This is a genomic window from Castellaniella sp. (assembly GCF_034675905.1).
Taxonomy (GTDB): Bacteria; Pseudomonadota; Gammaproteobacteria; order Burkholderiales; family Burkholderiaceae_B; genus Castellaniella.
The window spans coordinates 21,549-36,126 of record NZ_JAUCCV010000009.1 but is presented as its reverse complement, the minus strand read 5'-3'; the positions used below and the strand labels follow the sequence as shown (position 1 = coordinate 36,126).

The 14,578-nt window shown below is 60.7% G+C and carries 15 protein-coding genes; 4 read left to right on the top strand and 11 right to left on the bottom strand.

Features of this window, described 5'->3' with window-relative positions:
- Window positions 1-30 precede the first annotated feature (30 nt).
- From motB to VDP79_RS08905, 11 genes are all read right to left on the bottom strand, one after another.
- Window positions 31-1,032, bottom strand: a complete 1,002-nt coding sequence (motB, locus tag VDP79_RS08955; RefSeq protein ID WP_323017867.1) for a flagellar motor protein MotB — start codon at window positions 1,030-1,032, stop codon at window positions 31-33.
- 18 nt (window positions 1,033-1,050) lie between these two features.
- Window positions 1,051-1,920, bottom strand: coding sequence for a flagellar motor stator protein MotA (gene motA / locus VDP79_RS08950; protein WP_323017866.1), 870 nt, complete (start codon window positions 1,918-1,920; stop codon window positions 1,051-1,053).
- Window positions 1,921-2,032: 112 nt separating this feature from the next.
- Complete coding sequence (gene flhC / locus VDP79_RS08945; protein WP_323017865.1) at window positions 2,033-2,596, bottom strand: flagellar transcriptional regulator FlhC; 564 nt, start codon at window positions 2,594-2,596, stop codon at window positions 2,033-2,035.
- A 3-nt stretch (window positions 2,597-2,599) separates the two neighbouring features.
- Window positions 2,600-2,920, bottom strand: coding sequence for a flagellar transcriptional regulator FlhD (gene flhD / locus VDP79_RS08940; RefSeq protein WP_323017864.1), 321 nt, complete (start codon window positions 2,918-2,920; stop codon window positions 2,600-2,602).
- A gap of 274 nt (window positions 2,921-3,194) precedes the next feature.
- Complete coding sequence (locus VDP79_RS08935) at window positions 3,195-4,808, bottom strand: glycerol-3-phosphate dehydrogenase/oxidase (RefSeq protein WP_323017863.1); 1,614 nt, start codon at window positions 4,806-4,808, stop codon at window positions 3,195-3,197.
- A gap of 20 nt (window positions 4,809-4,828) precedes the next feature.
- A complete protein-coding gene (locus tag VDP79_RS08930) occupies window positions 4,829-6,562 on the bottom strand; it encodes an ABC transporter substrate-binding protein (protein ID WP_323017862.1) in 1,734 nt (577 codons plus the stop codon).
- A 110-nt stretch (window positions 6,563-6,672) separates the two neighbouring features.
- Window positions 6,673-6,981 carry a DUF2160 domain-containing protein gene (locus VDP79_RS08925; RefSeq protein WP_323017861.1) on the bottom strand — a complete coding sequence of 103 codons (309 nt, stop codon included), beginning with the start codon at window positions 6,979-6,981 and terminating at the stop codon, window positions 6,673-6,675.
- Between the two features lie 13 nt (window positions 6,982-6,994).
- Window positions 6,995-7,813, bottom strand: a complete 819-nt coding sequence (locus tag VDP79_RS08920; protein ID WP_323017860.1) for a carbohydrate ABC transporter permease — start codon at window positions 7,811-7,813, stop codon at window positions 6,995-6,997.
- Complete coding sequence (locus VDP79_RS08915; protein ID WP_323017859.1) at window positions 7,806-8,699, bottom strand: sugar ABC transporter permease; 894 nt, start codon at window positions 8,697-8,699, stop codon at window positions 7,806-7,808. Before VDP79_RS08915 ends, VDP79_RS08920 begins: the two co-directional genes overlap by 8 nt.
- Window positions 8,696-9,775, bottom strand: coding sequence for an ABC transporter ATP-binding protein (locus VDP79_RS08910; protein ID WP_323017858.1), 1,080 nt, complete (start codon window positions 9,773-9,775; stop codon window positions 8,696-8,698). The genes VDP79_RS08915 and VDP79_RS08910 overlap by 4 nt, the downstream gene beginning before the upstream one ends.
- Entirely contained in the window at window positions 9,762-10,844 is a 1,083-nt protein-coding gene (locus tag VDP79_RS08905) for an ABC transporter ATP-binding protein (RefSeq protein WP_323017857.1), read from the bottom strand. The genes VDP79_RS08910 and VDP79_RS08905 overlap by 14 nt, the downstream gene beginning before the upstream one ends.
- Before the next feature lie 133 nt (window positions 10,845-10,977).
- On the opposite strand from VDP79_RS08905, the gene VDP79_RS08900 reads away from it, so the two are divergent.
- From VDP79_RS08900 to VDP79_RS08885, 4 genes are read left to right on the top strand one after another with little or no spacing between them, the layout of a single operon-like run.
- On the top strand, window positions 10,978-11,754 hold the full coding sequence (locus tag VDP79_RS08900) for a DeoR/GlpR family DNA-binding transcription regulator (protein ID WP_323017856.1): 777 nt from the start codon (window positions 10,978-10,980) through the stop codon (window positions 11,752-11,754).
- A complete protein-coding gene (gene glpK / locus VDP79_RS08895) occupies window positions 11,751-13,244 on the top strand; it encodes a glycerol kinase GlpK (protein WP_323017855.1) in 1,494 nt (497 codons plus the stop codon). Before VDP79_RS08900 ends, glpK begins: the two co-directional genes overlap by 4 nt.
- A gap of 20 nt (window positions 13,245-13,264) precedes the next feature.
- Window positions 13,265-13,801 carry a TM2 domain-containing protein gene (locus tag VDP79_RS08890; RefSeq protein WP_323017854.1) on the top strand — a complete coding sequence of 179 codons (537 nt, stop codon included), beginning with the start codon at window positions 13,265-13,267 and terminating at the stop codon, window positions 13,799-13,801.
- Window positions 13,801-14,574 (top strand): lipoyl protein ligase domain-containing protein, encoded by a 774-nt coding sequence (locus VDP79_RS08885; RefSeq protein ID WP_323017853.1) that lies wholly within the window; start codon window positions 13,801-13,803, stop codon window positions 14,572-14,574. Before VDP79_RS08890 ends, VDP79_RS08885 begins: the two co-directional genes overlap by 1 nt.
- Window positions 14,575-14,578: the final 4 nt, after the last annotated feature.

The window sequence follows — 14,578 nt, the reverse complement described above, 5'->3', positions numbered from 1 at the left end:
CAGGTGTTGCTGCCGAGGTGGAAGGCGTGGTCACACCCGCTGTACCGCCATTGATGCCGGAAACACCGTTGCCTGTCGCTGCAGGCGCCTGAACACGGCAGGAGACACCACCGAAACAGGACTGCCCGCCCGCCCCGGATGACTCAGCTCTTCCAGCAGCAAATGGATCTGCTTTCCAGTCGTGCCGGCAGCGTTCTGGAGGTCGATGCGCCGCTCCGCCCGACGGTTCAATACCAGGACACTGATACGACGATTGACCGCCGCCATGGGATCATCCTGAATCAGATTGACGGTATCCCCAAGGCCCAGAATGCGCTTGACCTTTTTTTCGATCAAACCGCCTGCCACCAGTTCACGGCGGGCGGAATTGGCCCGGTCTGCGGATAATTCCCAGTTGCTGTAGCTGCGATCGCCGGACGCATACTGCGTTGCATCCGTATGCCCGGATATCGTGATCGAGTTGGGCAGCTGGCTGATCGGCAGGGCCAGTTCGCGCAGAATATCGCGCATATAGGGCTGAACCCGGGCGCTGCCCGTGGCGAACATCGGACGATTCTGCTGATCCAGAATCTGGATGCGCAAACCATCAGGCGTCATATCCAACAGCAGCTGCGGCCGGAACTGCTTGAGCACCGGATTATTTTCAATCAGGTTTTCCAGCTGTTGCTTCAGATTTTCGAGGCTTTCCTGATCCAGCTGGTCTTGCTGCTCTTGCTGGTCCATTGAGGGCGACTGGGGTGGCGCCGGGTTCGGATTGGGGATGATGCTGGGTTCGCCCCCGGGAATCACCGACCTGCTGTTGTCGACCTTGGGGCCGCCCGTGACGGCGGTGATCAGCGGCATGCGGAAATATTCGGCAATGCCTTCGAGTTCTGTTTTCGGCACCAGCAGCAACAGCCACATAACCAGAAAAAACGCCATCATCGCCGTCATGAAGTCAGCGTAGGCGATTTTCCAGCTACCACCGTGATGCCCTTCGCCGTAAGCACGCTTACGGCGAACGACGACCCGGCCGGTATCCTGCTTAGCCATACCTCTTGTCCCTTATCTTTATTTGGCGGCCTGGCTTTTGGCCTGCCGGACGTGGGCTTCCAGTTCGGCAAACGTGGGCCGCACTGTCGAGAACAAGACCTTGCGGCCGAATTCCACCGCCAGCGGCGGCGGATAACCATTCATGCTGGCCAGCAATGTGACCTTGATGCATTCCAGGACCTTGATGGCGGCCACCGATTGGCGCTCGACCGCCGAGGCAAATGGCGCGGCAAAGCCGTAGGACAACAAGATCCCCAGGAAGGTGCCAACCATGGCCTTGGCAATCAGATCGGCCAGCACGGCCGGTGGCTGATCGACCGAGGCCAGCGCATGCACCACCCCCAGCACCGCGGCCACAATCCCGAAAGCCGGCAGGCTGTCGGCCACCGCCCGGACGGCATTGATCGGGGTGTTGTGTTCGCTGTGCAACGCCTCGATTTCCTGATCCATCAGGGTTTCGATTTCAAAGGGATTCATGTTGCCGCTGATCATGATGCGCAGGTAATCAGTCAGAAATTCCATCAATTTGGCGTCTTTCTGAACCTGAGGGTACTGCGCAAAAATGGCGCTGGCCTTGGGGTCTTCGATGTCCGACTCAATAGACATCAGCCCGTCGCGCCGGGCTTTGGTCAGCAAGGTATACAACAAGGCCAGCAATTCCATATACAGCGGCTTGCCGTAAGGATTGCGCTTGAGAGCCTTGGGGATAGCCTCGAGGAGCAGCTTGATCGAGGCGCCATTGCTGCCGCCCACATAGGCGCCCAGCGCGCAACCGCCGATCAGCAGGAATTCGAAAGGCTGGTACAAAGCCCCCAGATGTCCGCCTACTCCGATGAAGCTGGCAAACACCCCGATCGTGACGATCAGATACCCCAGAAGAATAAACACGTGCGCGCGCCTTGTTAGTCGTCAGAATGCTGTCAATGTTCGCCTGTTTTCATGCTTTTAAAAGCATGGTTCAACAGGTCTTTTTGTCCACAAATCCGGTATCTGGCGCCGATCATGCAGTGGTGGAGGCATGAGCCTTGCGCCGCGCACGGGTCTTGCCCGCCCGGGGGGGCGGCTTGCAAATGGCGCACACGAAAGCGGATTCCGGATCATGGGCGTGCGCCACAAACTGGCCATGGCACTGCTGGCAACAGGACAGCTGCACCAGACCGCTTTCAAAAAAACGCACCAACATCCAGGCCCGTGTAAAGCTGAGCACAGGTTCGGCCGGCGACCCGCCAGGATGCAGCCCTGCCTCGGACTGTTCCAGATACAGGCGATAGGCCTGAACCAGCGCATACGACTTTTTAGCCGGCGTGAAGGTATCCAGATAGCGGTAGATGTTGTAAAACAGACTGGAATGGATATTAGGCAGCCAGGTCATGAACCAATCGACCGAAAACGGCAACATGCCCTTTGGGGGTGAGGCGCCCCTGACCTCGCGGTAGAGGCGAGCCAAGCGATCATAGCTGAGCGATGTTTCCGCCTGCAGCACCTGTAAACGGGCGCCCAGGCGGATCATATCGGTGGCCAGCAGGATGTCGTCGGCTTCGCGCGAGACACTTTTACTGGTCATGGATCAAGCAGACACGGCTTCCTGACGGCTCATCAAGATAGTGGAGTGCGCCTGTTGCAGCACGCCCCCCAGGACTTCGTGGGTCAGGGAATTGAGCAACTGGGCATCGTTCAGCCGGAAGGCGCAGAGCACGGAATTCGAGCTGGCCAATTTGACGATCTGTGCGGGAGACAGGTTCAGGATGATTTCCGCAACGTCAGCACCGAACCCTAGCCGGAACATGCCGGCGGCTGGATTTTCACGCAACAGGCGCTGCGCCAGCATCAGGTAGGAAAGATTGACCTCGCGAATGTCATCTAACAACGCAGAATCAATATCGGACATGGGATCCCTTTTGGCAATGGCTGTTCTTGATACAGCAGATCCGGAACATGGTCTTTCGGCTTTAACCAGCCCGCCAGAAGATATTTGTCACGTTTCAGGCTGCTACAAGAATCAAATTCAGACATCAAAGAAACAATTCCATGCACATTTGACATGGACAGTAAGAGTATAGCCTCAATTAGCGGGCGATTTGCCCTTACTCATCCGCTTAAGGGAATTATAATTGTTTCTAAAAATTTAAATTATAATAAATATTGAGGTCTGGCCGGGATATTCAAACCGGCACTTGCCGGTATTGCTCCGCCAGGGCCAAAAAGCCGTCCAGGCGGCCTTCTGTGCCGATTTCGTCCTGCAAGATCGACGATACCGTAGGGGCGACCCGGCAGGCCAGCGCGGCATCCAAGAACAGCATTCTGTGGCGCCTAGCCAACACATCTTCGACACAACGGGCATATTCATAGCGTGCGGCATAGCGCACCATGGCCTCGGTCAACCCCATCCCCAGGACATTACCGGCGCCGGGCAGCGCCTGAACGGCAGCAGCTTCGGTGCCGTACCCCTGCAGCCCGGGCAGGACGCTGAGGCGCGTGGCCGCCTGATCCGGGGCAGGCGCCCCCACCAGCGGGAAGCGGGCCGTGCGGCACGGCGGCAAGGGGTCCAGGCGGCCCGCCTGCACACACTGATGCAGCACGTCTTCGGCCATGGACCGGTAGGTCGTCCATTTACCGCCCGTCACCGTCACCATGCCGGAAGGACTGATGCGCACGGTATGTTCGCGGCTGATGGACTTGGTATTGCCGCCATCCTGGTCATCCGGACGCACCAGGGGCCGCAGGCCCACCCAGACGCTGAGGACGTCGGCGGCCTTGGGGGCGCGCGCCAGCACATGGGCGGATTCATTCAAGATAAAAGCCGCCTCGTCGGCCAAGGCGTGAGGTTCGCGTTCGACCTTGTCGCGAGGGGTGTCCGTCGTACCCAGGATCACGTGCCCCAACCAGGGCACGGCAAACAATACCCGCCCATCGCGCGTATGGGGTACCAGCAGCGCATGATCGGATGGCAGAAAAGAGCGATCCACCACCAGGTGGACTCCCTGGCTGGGCGCCACCATGGGACGCATCGCCTGCCCCCGGGCGGCATCATCCAGATGGCGGACTTCGTCCACCCAGACACCCGTGGCATTGACGACACACCGCGCCCGCACCTGACCGGAGCGGGGAGCCTCATCGGAGGCCAGGGCATCTTGCCAGCGCACGCCGCAGACCCGCCCTTCTTCGTGCAGGATATCGACCACGGGGCAGTAGTTCAGCACCAGAGCGCCTTGGGCGGCCGCGGTCCGCGCCAATGTCAAAGCCAGACGCGCATCATCGAACTGGCCGTCCCAATATTTGACGCCGCCATACAGATGGTCGCCATTGACCCCAGGCAATTCCTGAAGCGTGCTGGCGCGCCCCAACCACCGGGTCTTGCCCAGGCTGGCAGCGCCGGCCAAGGTATCGTAGGCTTTCAAGCCGATGCCATAGAACGGCAGTTCCCAAGGCCGGTAGGCTGGCATGATGAACGCCAGCGGTTGCGCCAGATGCGGCGCATTATTCAGCAGGGCGCGCCTTTCGTGCAAGGCTTCGCGCACCAGGCTGATATTGCCCTGAGCCAGATAACGGACCCCGCCGTGCACCAGTTTAGTGGCGCGCGACGAGGTGCCGCCTGCAAAATCATGGGATTCCAGCAGCAGGACCGACAGGCCCCGCAACCGGGCATCCAAAGCGACCCCCAGCCCGCTGGCGCCGCCCCCGATCACGATCAGGTCCACCTCGTGCAAGGCATCGAGGGAGTGCAGCAATTGAGCCCGATCAGTCAGGGCCGGCGACAGGTCAGCGGGTTGAGACATCGTGTTGACACCATTAAGACTTAGTTGACGCGACCTTCCTTCCAGGCCTGCAACAGGGAATCATAAGAGACCGTTTCCGGTTTCGGGTTTTCATTGGCGAGTTTCTTCCAGGGGGCGTGTTCATCGCTGAGCCACTTGGAAGGATCGCTCTTGGGGTTGAGCTTGGGCGCGCACCGCTTCATGCCGGCGCGTTCCAGACGGGCCATGACCTTTTCCATGTCGGTGGCCAGACCATCCATCGCCTGCTGAGGTGTTTTTTCTCCGGCGATGGCCTCGGAAATACTGCGCCACCAGAGCTGAGCCAGCTTCGGATAGTCAGGCACGTTGGTACCGGTCGGGGTCCAAGCCACTCGGGCAGGACTGCGATAGAACTCGATCAGCCCGCCATACTTGTTGGCATTTTGCGTGAAGTAATCGCTGTGGATGTCGCTGTCACGAATGAAGGTCAGACCCGTAATGGACTTCTTCAGAGACGTGGTCTTGGATGTGACGAACTGGGCATACAGCCAGGCGGCAGCAACTTTGTTGGCATCATGGTTCTTGAAGAAGGTCCACGAGCCCACATCCTGGTAGCCGTTTTGCATGCCTTCCTTCCAGTAGGGACCATGCGGCGCCGGGGCCATGCGCCATTTCGGCGTGCCGTCCGCATTGACCACCGGCAAGCCGGCCTTGGTCATGTCCGCCGTAAACGCGGTGTACCAGAAGATCTGCTGAGCGATTTCGCCTTGCGCCGGCACAGGACCGGATTCGGAGAAGGTCATGCCCTGCGCCACCGGCGGCGCATATTTCTTCATCCAGTCGATATATTTGGTCAAGGCGTAGACGGCTGCAGGCGAGTTGGTCGCCCCGCCCCGCTCGACAGAGGCGCCAACGGGCGTGCAATTGTCATCCGCGACCCGAATGCCCCATTCGTCGACGGGCAGGCCGTTCGGGCTGCCCTTGTCGGCGGAACCTGCCATCGACAGCCAGGCGTCTGTAAAGCGCCACCCCAGGGACGGATCTTTCTTGCCGTAATCCATGTGTCCATAGATGGGTTTGCCGTCCAGGGTCTTGATATCGTCGGTAAAGAATTTGGCGATGTCCTCGTAGGCCGTCCAGGTGACCGGCACGCCCAGTTCATAGCCGTATTTGGCCTTGAATTTTTCCTTCAGGTCGGGGCGATTGAACAGATCGTAGCGGAACCAGTACAGGTTGGCGAACTGCTGATCCGGCAGCTGATACATCTGGCCGTCAGGCGCCGTAGTGAAGGAGGTACCGATGAAGTCCTTCAGGTCCAGCCCGGGGTTAGTGTATTCCTTGCCCGCGCCTTTCATGTAATCCGTCAAGGACAGGACCTCGCCGTAGCGATAGTGCATGCCGATCAGGTCGGAATCCGAAATCCAGCCGTCATAGATGGATTTGCCCGACAGCATCGAGGTCTGCAGTTTTTCAACGACGTCGCCTTCCTGGATCAGATCATGGGTGACCTTGATGCCGGTGATTTCGGCAAAGGCCTTGGCCAGAACCTTGGATTCGTATTCATGGGTAGTCAGGGTTTCGGACACCACGGAAATCTCATTGACGCCCTGCGCCTTGAGTTTGGCGGCAGCGTCGATGAACCACTGCATTTCCGCCTTTTGCTGATCTTTATTCAGCGTCGAAGGCTGGAATTCGGTATCGATCCATTGCTGGGCCTCGGTCATGCCGGCCCAGGCGGCCTGGCTGCCCATGGCGCAGGCGATTGCCAGCGCCACGGCGGTGTAGCGAAATCTCATGTTGCTCTCCTCTGGTTTAGATATCCCCGAGTACTACTGAATGGCGCCGCCGCGGGGTACGGCGATCCACTGAGACGCGGCGCTGATCCACATCAGACCGCATGCCCTTCCTAACCTTTGCGAATGACGAACACCAGCACCCCCATGGACAGCACGAAGCTGATCCAGACCGAGGGTTCCGCCTGCAGGGCGAACCAATCCACGAATTGTTCGCCCAAGCCCAGAAAACCGAGATTGATATACGCCGCGATCAACAGGCCAATGAACAGACGATCCCCACGGGTAGTCTTCATTGGCAGAAAACCTTTGCGCAACACCGTAGGCGAACGGGTTTCCCAGATCGTCATGCCAGCCAGCAGCAGCACGACGCAGATGAAAAATACGGCTGTCGGTACGGTCCAGACCATCCAATCGAACATGATGTGTTTTCCTTTAGACCCGGCCCATGGCAAAGCCCTTGGCGATGTAGTGACGAACGAACCAGATGACGATAGCGCCCGGCACGATGGTCAGCGTGCCCGCTGCCGCCAAGGTGGCCCAGTCCATGCCGGACGCCGAGACGGTGCGCGTCATGATGGCCGCGATCGGTTTGGCATCGACGCTGGTGAGCGTACGCGCCAGCAGCAGTTCGACCCAGCTGAACATGAAGCAGAAGAACGCCGCCACTCCGACCCCGGACTTGATCAGGGGCAGGAAAATCGTCAGGAAGAACCGCGGAAAACTATAGCCATCGATATAGGCGGTTTCGTCGATTTCACGCGGAACGCCGCTCATGAAGCCTTCCAGAATCCAGACCGCCAGGGGCACATTGAACAAGAGGTGCGCCAGTGCGACCGCCCAATAAGTATCCAGCAGTCCCAGCGTCGAATACAGCTGAAAGAAGGGCAGCAGAAAGACCGCCGGCGGCGTCATGCGATTGGTCAACAGCCAAAAGAAAACATGCTTGTCGCCCAGGAAGGAATAGCGCGAAAACGCATAGGCCGCAGGCAAGGCGACGGCAATCGCCATGACCATGTTCAGGCTGACGTAGGCCAGACTGTTGACATAACCCATATACCAGGACGGATCCGTCAAGATGGTGCGGTAGTTGGCCAGCGTGAATTCACGCGGAAAGATCGAAAATTCGGCCAGAATGCCTTGATTGGTCTTGAAGCTCATGACCACCATCCAGTAGATGGGGATCAGGGCGAACAACAGATACAGCCATAGAAAGACCGTACGTTTGCGAGGCAGCCAAGTGCGCTCAGTCATGATGGGTCTCCGTCGAGCCTGTGCCGACCCTGAGCATCCAGTTATAGAGGACGAAGCAGAACAGCAGGATGATCAGGAAATAAATCAGGGAAAAAGCCGCTGCCGGACCCATATCAAATTGCCCGATGGCTTTTTGCGTCAGGTACTGGCTTAAAAAGGTGGTGGAGCTGCCCGGCCCGCCGCCCGTCAGGACAAACGGTTCGGTATAGATCATGAAACTATCCATGAAACGCAGCAGGACGGCGATCATCAGCACCCCGCGCAACTTGGGCAGCTGGATGTAGCGGAACACCGCCCATTTGCTGGCGCCGTCGATGCTGGCAGCCTGGTAATAGGCTTCGGGGATGGCCTGCAAACCGGCGTAGGCCAGCAGCGCGACCAGCGGCGTCCAATGCCAGACATCCATCAGCAGCACGGTCAGCCAGGCCTGCATGGGATTGCCGACATAGCTGTAATTGATGCCCAGCTGCGTCAGCGCCCAGCCGAACAGGCCGATATCGGTACGCCCGAAGATCTGCCAGATGGTGCCCACGACATTCCAGGGAATCAGCAGAGACAGAGACACGATGACCAGCACGGACGACGCCCGCCAGCCCTTGGCCGGCATGGACAAGGCCAGCATCACGCCCAGGGGGATTTCAACGGCCAGCACCGCGCCGGAAAACATCAGCTGCCGCCACAAAGCAGCGTGCAGGTCTTCGTCGCGCATGATGTTGGCAAACCATTCCGTGCCGACAAAGACAACCTGGTTGGGGCCCAGGATGTCCTGCACCGAGTAATTCACCACCGTCATCAAGGGGATGATGGCCGAGAACGATACGCACAGAATGACTGGCAGGATCAGCCACCAGGCTTTTTGATTGACAGGTTTGACGGTTGCGCTCATGCGATGAGCTCCTCGTTCTGGTAGAAGCAAGTATGGGGATCCAACAGGGCCAGATGCACCTGGGCGCCAGATTCGGGCGCCGCGGCATCCGGCGCGATATGCGCCTTGAGTTCCTGGCCGCCCACCCGGGCGCTGATCAGTTGGCTGGTGCCCACATGACGTACCCGCTGCACGGTAGCCGGCACCGTACCGGCGGCGGCATCGGGCAGCACCCGCAGATATTCGGGGCGGATGCCCAGGGTCAACGGCCCATCGGGCAAGGACAAGGCATCCGCGCCGGCCAGGGCCTGATCGGCCAGCCACAGAGACCGGTCCGCACGCCGTTCGACCGGCAGCAGATTCATGCCCGGCGAGCCGATGAAATGCCCGACAAACGTATGGCGCGGCCGTTCGAACAATTCGGCCGGCGTGCCCTGCTGCACCACCCGGCCCCGGGCCATGACCAGCACCTGATCGGCGAACGTCATGGCCTCGACCTGATCGTGCGTCACATAGATCAACGTCAGGCCCAGTTCGTGATGGATCTGCTTGAGCTTGCGGCGCAGTTCCCATTTCAGATGGGGGTCGATCACGGTCAGGGGCTCGTCAAACAGCACCGCCGATACGTCGGGGCGCACCAGCCCCCGTCCCAGGGAAATTTTCTGTTTGGCATCGGCCGCCAGATTGGCAGCCCGCTGATCCAGTACGGATGAGAGATCCAGCATTTCGGCGATGCGCCCTACGCGTTCGCGCACCTGGGCCGCCGGGACCTTGCGGTTGCGCAAGGGGAAAGCCAGATTTTCACCCACCGTCATGGTGTCGTAAATCACGGGGAACTGAAACACCTGAGCAATATTGCGCTGCTGCGGCGTGGCCCGCGTGCAATCCGCCCCGTCGAAACGCACGGCGCCGTGCGAAGCGGTGACCAACCCTGAAATGATATTCAGCATGGTGGTCTTGCCGCAGCCCGAAGGCCCCAGCAAAGCATAGGCCCCGCCATCGTCAAAGGTGATTTTCAGCGGCAACAAGGCATAGTCCGCATCGGAACGCACGACGCGCTGATAACTGTGGGCCAGATCGAGATCAATACGAGCCATGGCGAGCCTCCATCTGCGGCGCCCGCAACAGGGATTCGTCAGGACCAAACACATACGCCTGACGACTGGAAAAATGCAGTGTGATGGCATCACCCAGCTGGTGATGGCTGACGCCGGGGACCTGGGCAATCAGATTGCCTACCGGGGTCTGCGCATGCACATAGGTCGCCGAGCCGGAGATTTCCGCCAACTGGACCTGCCCGCTGATCAGGCAGTCTCCCCCCTGATGCTGCAGTGACAGATCGGCGGCCCGCAGACCAAGCGTCACAGCGCCGGACGGCAGATTCGAGCCGGACAAAGGCACGGGACCCATCCCCTGACAGTGCAAGGCGGCGCCATCGGCCCGCGCTTCGATGAAATTCATGGGTGGATCGCTGAAGGCCCGGGCCACCCGCATGGAATTAGGCCGCTGGAAGACATCGATCGTGGGACCGTACTGCAGCAATTCACCACGATCGAGTACAGCTGTATATCCGCCCAACAGCAGGGCCTCGGCCGGTTCCGTCGTGGCGTACACCACCGTGGAACGCCCCTGGGAGAACATATCCCCCAGTTCTTCGCGCAGGTCTTCGCGCAGTTTGTAGTCCAGATTCACCAAAGGTTCGTCCAACAACATCAGTGGCGCGTCTTTGGCCAGCGCGCGGGCCAGAGCGACCCGCTGCTGCTGGCCGCCTGACAGTTCCGCCGGCAGACGATCCAGGAATTCTTCGATGTGCAGCGTGCGCGCGATCTCCCGCACCCGGGGCAGCACATCGCGCTGCCCGCTTAAGCGCAGCGGCGACGCAATATTGTCGGCCACCGTCATAGACGGGTAATTGATGAACTGCTGATACACCATGGCGATATTGCGGCGGCGCACCGGCACACCGGTCACATCCTGCCCGTCAACCAGGACACGCCCCGTCGTAGGCGTATCCAGCCCGGCCATGATGCGCATCAGGCTGGTCTTGCCGGCGCGAGTCGCCCCCAGCAGAATGGTGACGGCGGATTCCTGCAATGTCAGGTTCAGCGGATACAACCAAGTGTCCGCCCCTACCTGCTTGTCAATTCCTGCCAGTTCGAGCAGCATGGACTGCTTCTCCCAAAGATTCTATTTTGAGCATTATTGTTCGTTTTTGATTGGTTTGCTGTCCATATAAACCCTAACATCAGTTCCTTTTGTTTCGTTGTACAGTCTTTTCGTTCGAACTTCCATTGACATCATGAGTCCCAACCCGCGCCAGATCCGCCTGCTCAAACACCTGCACATCGCCGGATCATCCAGCCTGGAAGACCTGGCCAACCACCTGCAGGTCACGGTCCAGACCGTCCGGCGCGACGTGCAGCGCCTGGCCGAAGACAATCAGTTGATCCGCTTTCACGGCGGGGCGCGCCTGCCCACATCCAGCACGGAAAACATTGCCTACCGCCAGCGGGCACAGCTGCACGCCGATCACAAGCAGCGCATCGCCCAGGCCATCGCCCGTGAGATTCCCAACGATTGCTCGCTGATGATCAACATCGGCACCACCACCGAAGCCATCGCTCACGCGCTGACCGGACACACGGGACTGCGCATCATCACCAACAACATCAATGTGGCCTATACGCTGGGACATCAGCCGGGCTGCGAGGTCATTCTGGCGGGCGGCAATGTGCGCCCGCGAGATCTGGCCATCGTGGGCGAAGCCACAGTCGAATTCATCCGCCAGTTTCGCGTCGACATCGCCCTGATGGGGATATCTGGCATCGAGGAAGACGGCACGCTGCGCGACTATGATTACCGCGAGGTGAAAGTCTCGCAGGCCATCATGCAATCAGCCCGCGAGGTCTGGATGGCCTCGGACGTCAGCAAATTCCATCGACCCGCCATGGTGCGGGTGGGGGACTTGTCCCAGATCGACCGGCTGTTCACCAATGCCCGTCCCCCCGAGCCCTTCCCCGGCCTGCTGAAAGCCGCCGAAGTCGAGTGTGTGATCGCCCCCGAGGATTTCTCATGACGTATCTGCTTGCCCTGGACCAGGGCACTTCCAGCACCCGCAGCATCGTATTCGACCGCATGGGCCGCATCGTCGGACTGGCGCAGCGCGAATTCGCCCAGCACTATCCGCAACCGGGCTGGGTGGAACACGACGCAACCGAAATCTGGCAGACGCAGCGTGACACGATGCGCGAAGCCCTGCACCGGGCCGGTGTCGCCGCCCGCGACATCCGCGCCATCGGCATCACCAACCAGCGCGAAACCACGGTGGTCTGGGACCGCCACACCGGCCAGCCCATCCACCACGCCATCGTCTGGCAGGACCGGCGCGCCGAGCCCACTTGCGTCGAACTGCGGGCTCAGGGGCTGGAGGCCACCATCCTGCAGCGCACCGGCCTGCGCGTGGATGCTTATTTCTCAGCGACGAAGCTGAAGTGGATTCTGGATCAGGCGCCTGGCGCACGCGCACGCGCCCAAGCCGGCGACCTGCTGTTTGGCACCATCGACAGCTGGCTGATCTGGCAATTGACCGGCGGCCAGCGCCACCTGACCGATGTCAGCAACGCGGCCCGCACCATGCTGATGGACGTGCACCGCAACGCCTGGGATACGGAACTGCTGGACCGCCTGGACATCCCGGCGGCCATGATGCCGCAGATTCTGCCCTCGTCCGCCGACTTCGGCCTGACCGCGCCTGACATCCTGGACCATGCCATCCCCATCTGCGGCGTCGCCGGCGACCAGCAAAGCGCCCTGTTCGGCCAGGCCTGCTTTCGCCCCGGCATGGCGAAAAACACCTACGGCACCGGCTGCTTCATGCTGATGCATACCGGCGAACAGTTCCAGGTATCGGAAAACGGCCTGGTGACGACCAGCGCGGCGCAGATTGACGAGCAGCCCGCCTATGCGCTGGAAGGCAGTGTGTTTGTCGGCGGTGCAGTCGTCCAATGGCTGCGGGACGGGCTACGCGCCTTTACGCGCAGCAGCGACATCGAGGAAATGGCCCGCAGCGTGCCCGATTCGGGCGGAGTCATGTTCGTACCCGCCTTTACCGGCCTGGGCGCTCCTTGGTGGGACCCGCAGGCGCGCGGCACCATCACCGGGCTGACCCGGGGCACGACGATGGCGCACATTGCCCGCGCCGCCTTGGAAAGCATCGCCTACCAGAGCGCCGCCCTGCTGCAGGCCATGAGCCGCGATGCCCAGGCTGCGGGCGCCAGCCCCTTGCAAGCCCTGCGGGTGGACGGCGGCGCCTGCGTCAACGATCTGCTGATGCAGTTTCAGGCCGATCTGCTGGGCATCCCGGTGCTGCGTCCCACCATGGTGGAAACGACTGCCCTGGGCGCAGCCTTTCTGGCAGGACTGCAGATCGGCGTCTACGCTGATCTGCAGGAACTGGAATCCTTGTGGCGCATCGAACGCCAGTTTGATCCGGCCATGCCCCGCGACCAGGCGGCGGAACACCTGGCGCAATGGGACCATGCCATTCATCAGGCGACGGCGCGCTGACGACAGGCAATCCCGATAGAATGACGGTTCAGACCGCCTGCGGCCCTCCGCCGCAGGCGGATCGATTCCAGATACCGGCTGCTGCCATGTTCAAAAAAATCATTCTGATCGCTGCCATCTTTGTCGTCATCCTGCTGGCGCTCAGCTTTGGCGAAGCGGCCTTTGGCCAGATATTCACCTGGATCTCCAGCCTGACCGGTGTGCTGATCCGCAATTTCGATGAACTGTTCACCGTCATCGGCAGCTACCTGCAGATCCACAGCGGCAAAGTCCTGCTGGCCTTGCTGCTGACCGTCCCCGCCAGCATCTGGATCCTGGGGTCGCACCGCGAATCACTGGGCAAACCGACATCCCAGCGGCGCATCGCCATCGTACTGGCTATTTTCCTGGGCTGGCTGGGGGCGCACCGCTTCTTTCTGGGGCAGATCGGCTGGGGTCTGGGCTTTCTGCTCATCGCCTGGATCTTCGTGCCGCTGGCCGCGGTACTGGGCTTGATCGACGCCATCCGCTACCTGTTCATGGACGACGAGACTTTCGCCGCCACCCAGCTGCACTGATGGCGCTGCTACAGACTGCGCACTATCGTCTGCTGGACCCCGGCCCCGACAGCGGACCGCTGGCCGACGAAGCCCTGCTGGCGCAAGCTGCCGACGGGCCGGTCGCCTGTCTCTGGCAAGCGCCCCAGGGCCTGGTCGTGCCGCGCACCTACGCCGCGCGGCCAGGGTTTGCCAAGGCGCAAACCGCCTTTGCCGCCCAAGGGTGGCCCATCCAGGTCCGTCAATCGGGCGGCGGCATCGTCCCCCAAGGGCCCGGCATCCTGAACATCAGCCTGGCCCAGGTTTTTCAGGGCCGCCCGCTGGACCATTCCGAAGCGCTCTATCAACATCTGTGCGGCCTGATCGCCACCGCGCTGCTGTTTTTCGGCATCGAGACGCATGCCCAGGCAGTGGAAGGGTCCTTCTGCGACGGGCGCTACAACCTTGCAATCGGGTCCCCCGCCCGCAAGATTGCCGGGACGGCGCAGTGGTGGCGACGCCTGCCTGCCGGGCAAACGGTCACACAACAGGACGAGCGCCAGATCGGTCTGGTTCACGCGCTGATCTTATTGCAATGCAACACAATCCTTGCAACCGATCTGGCCAATGCCCTGGAAACCGCCCTGGACGCGCCGCGCCGCTACGCGGCAGAGAAAGCCATATCCTTGGATCTGTTGCTGCCGGCTGCCGAGCGGGCAGGTTTTCCCGCACGCTTTCAGCACCGTCTGGCCGATACCGTGCGCAGCAGCACAGCGCTGGGCGCCGGCAGCGGATGCTGCACTGCAACGCGCTAGAATA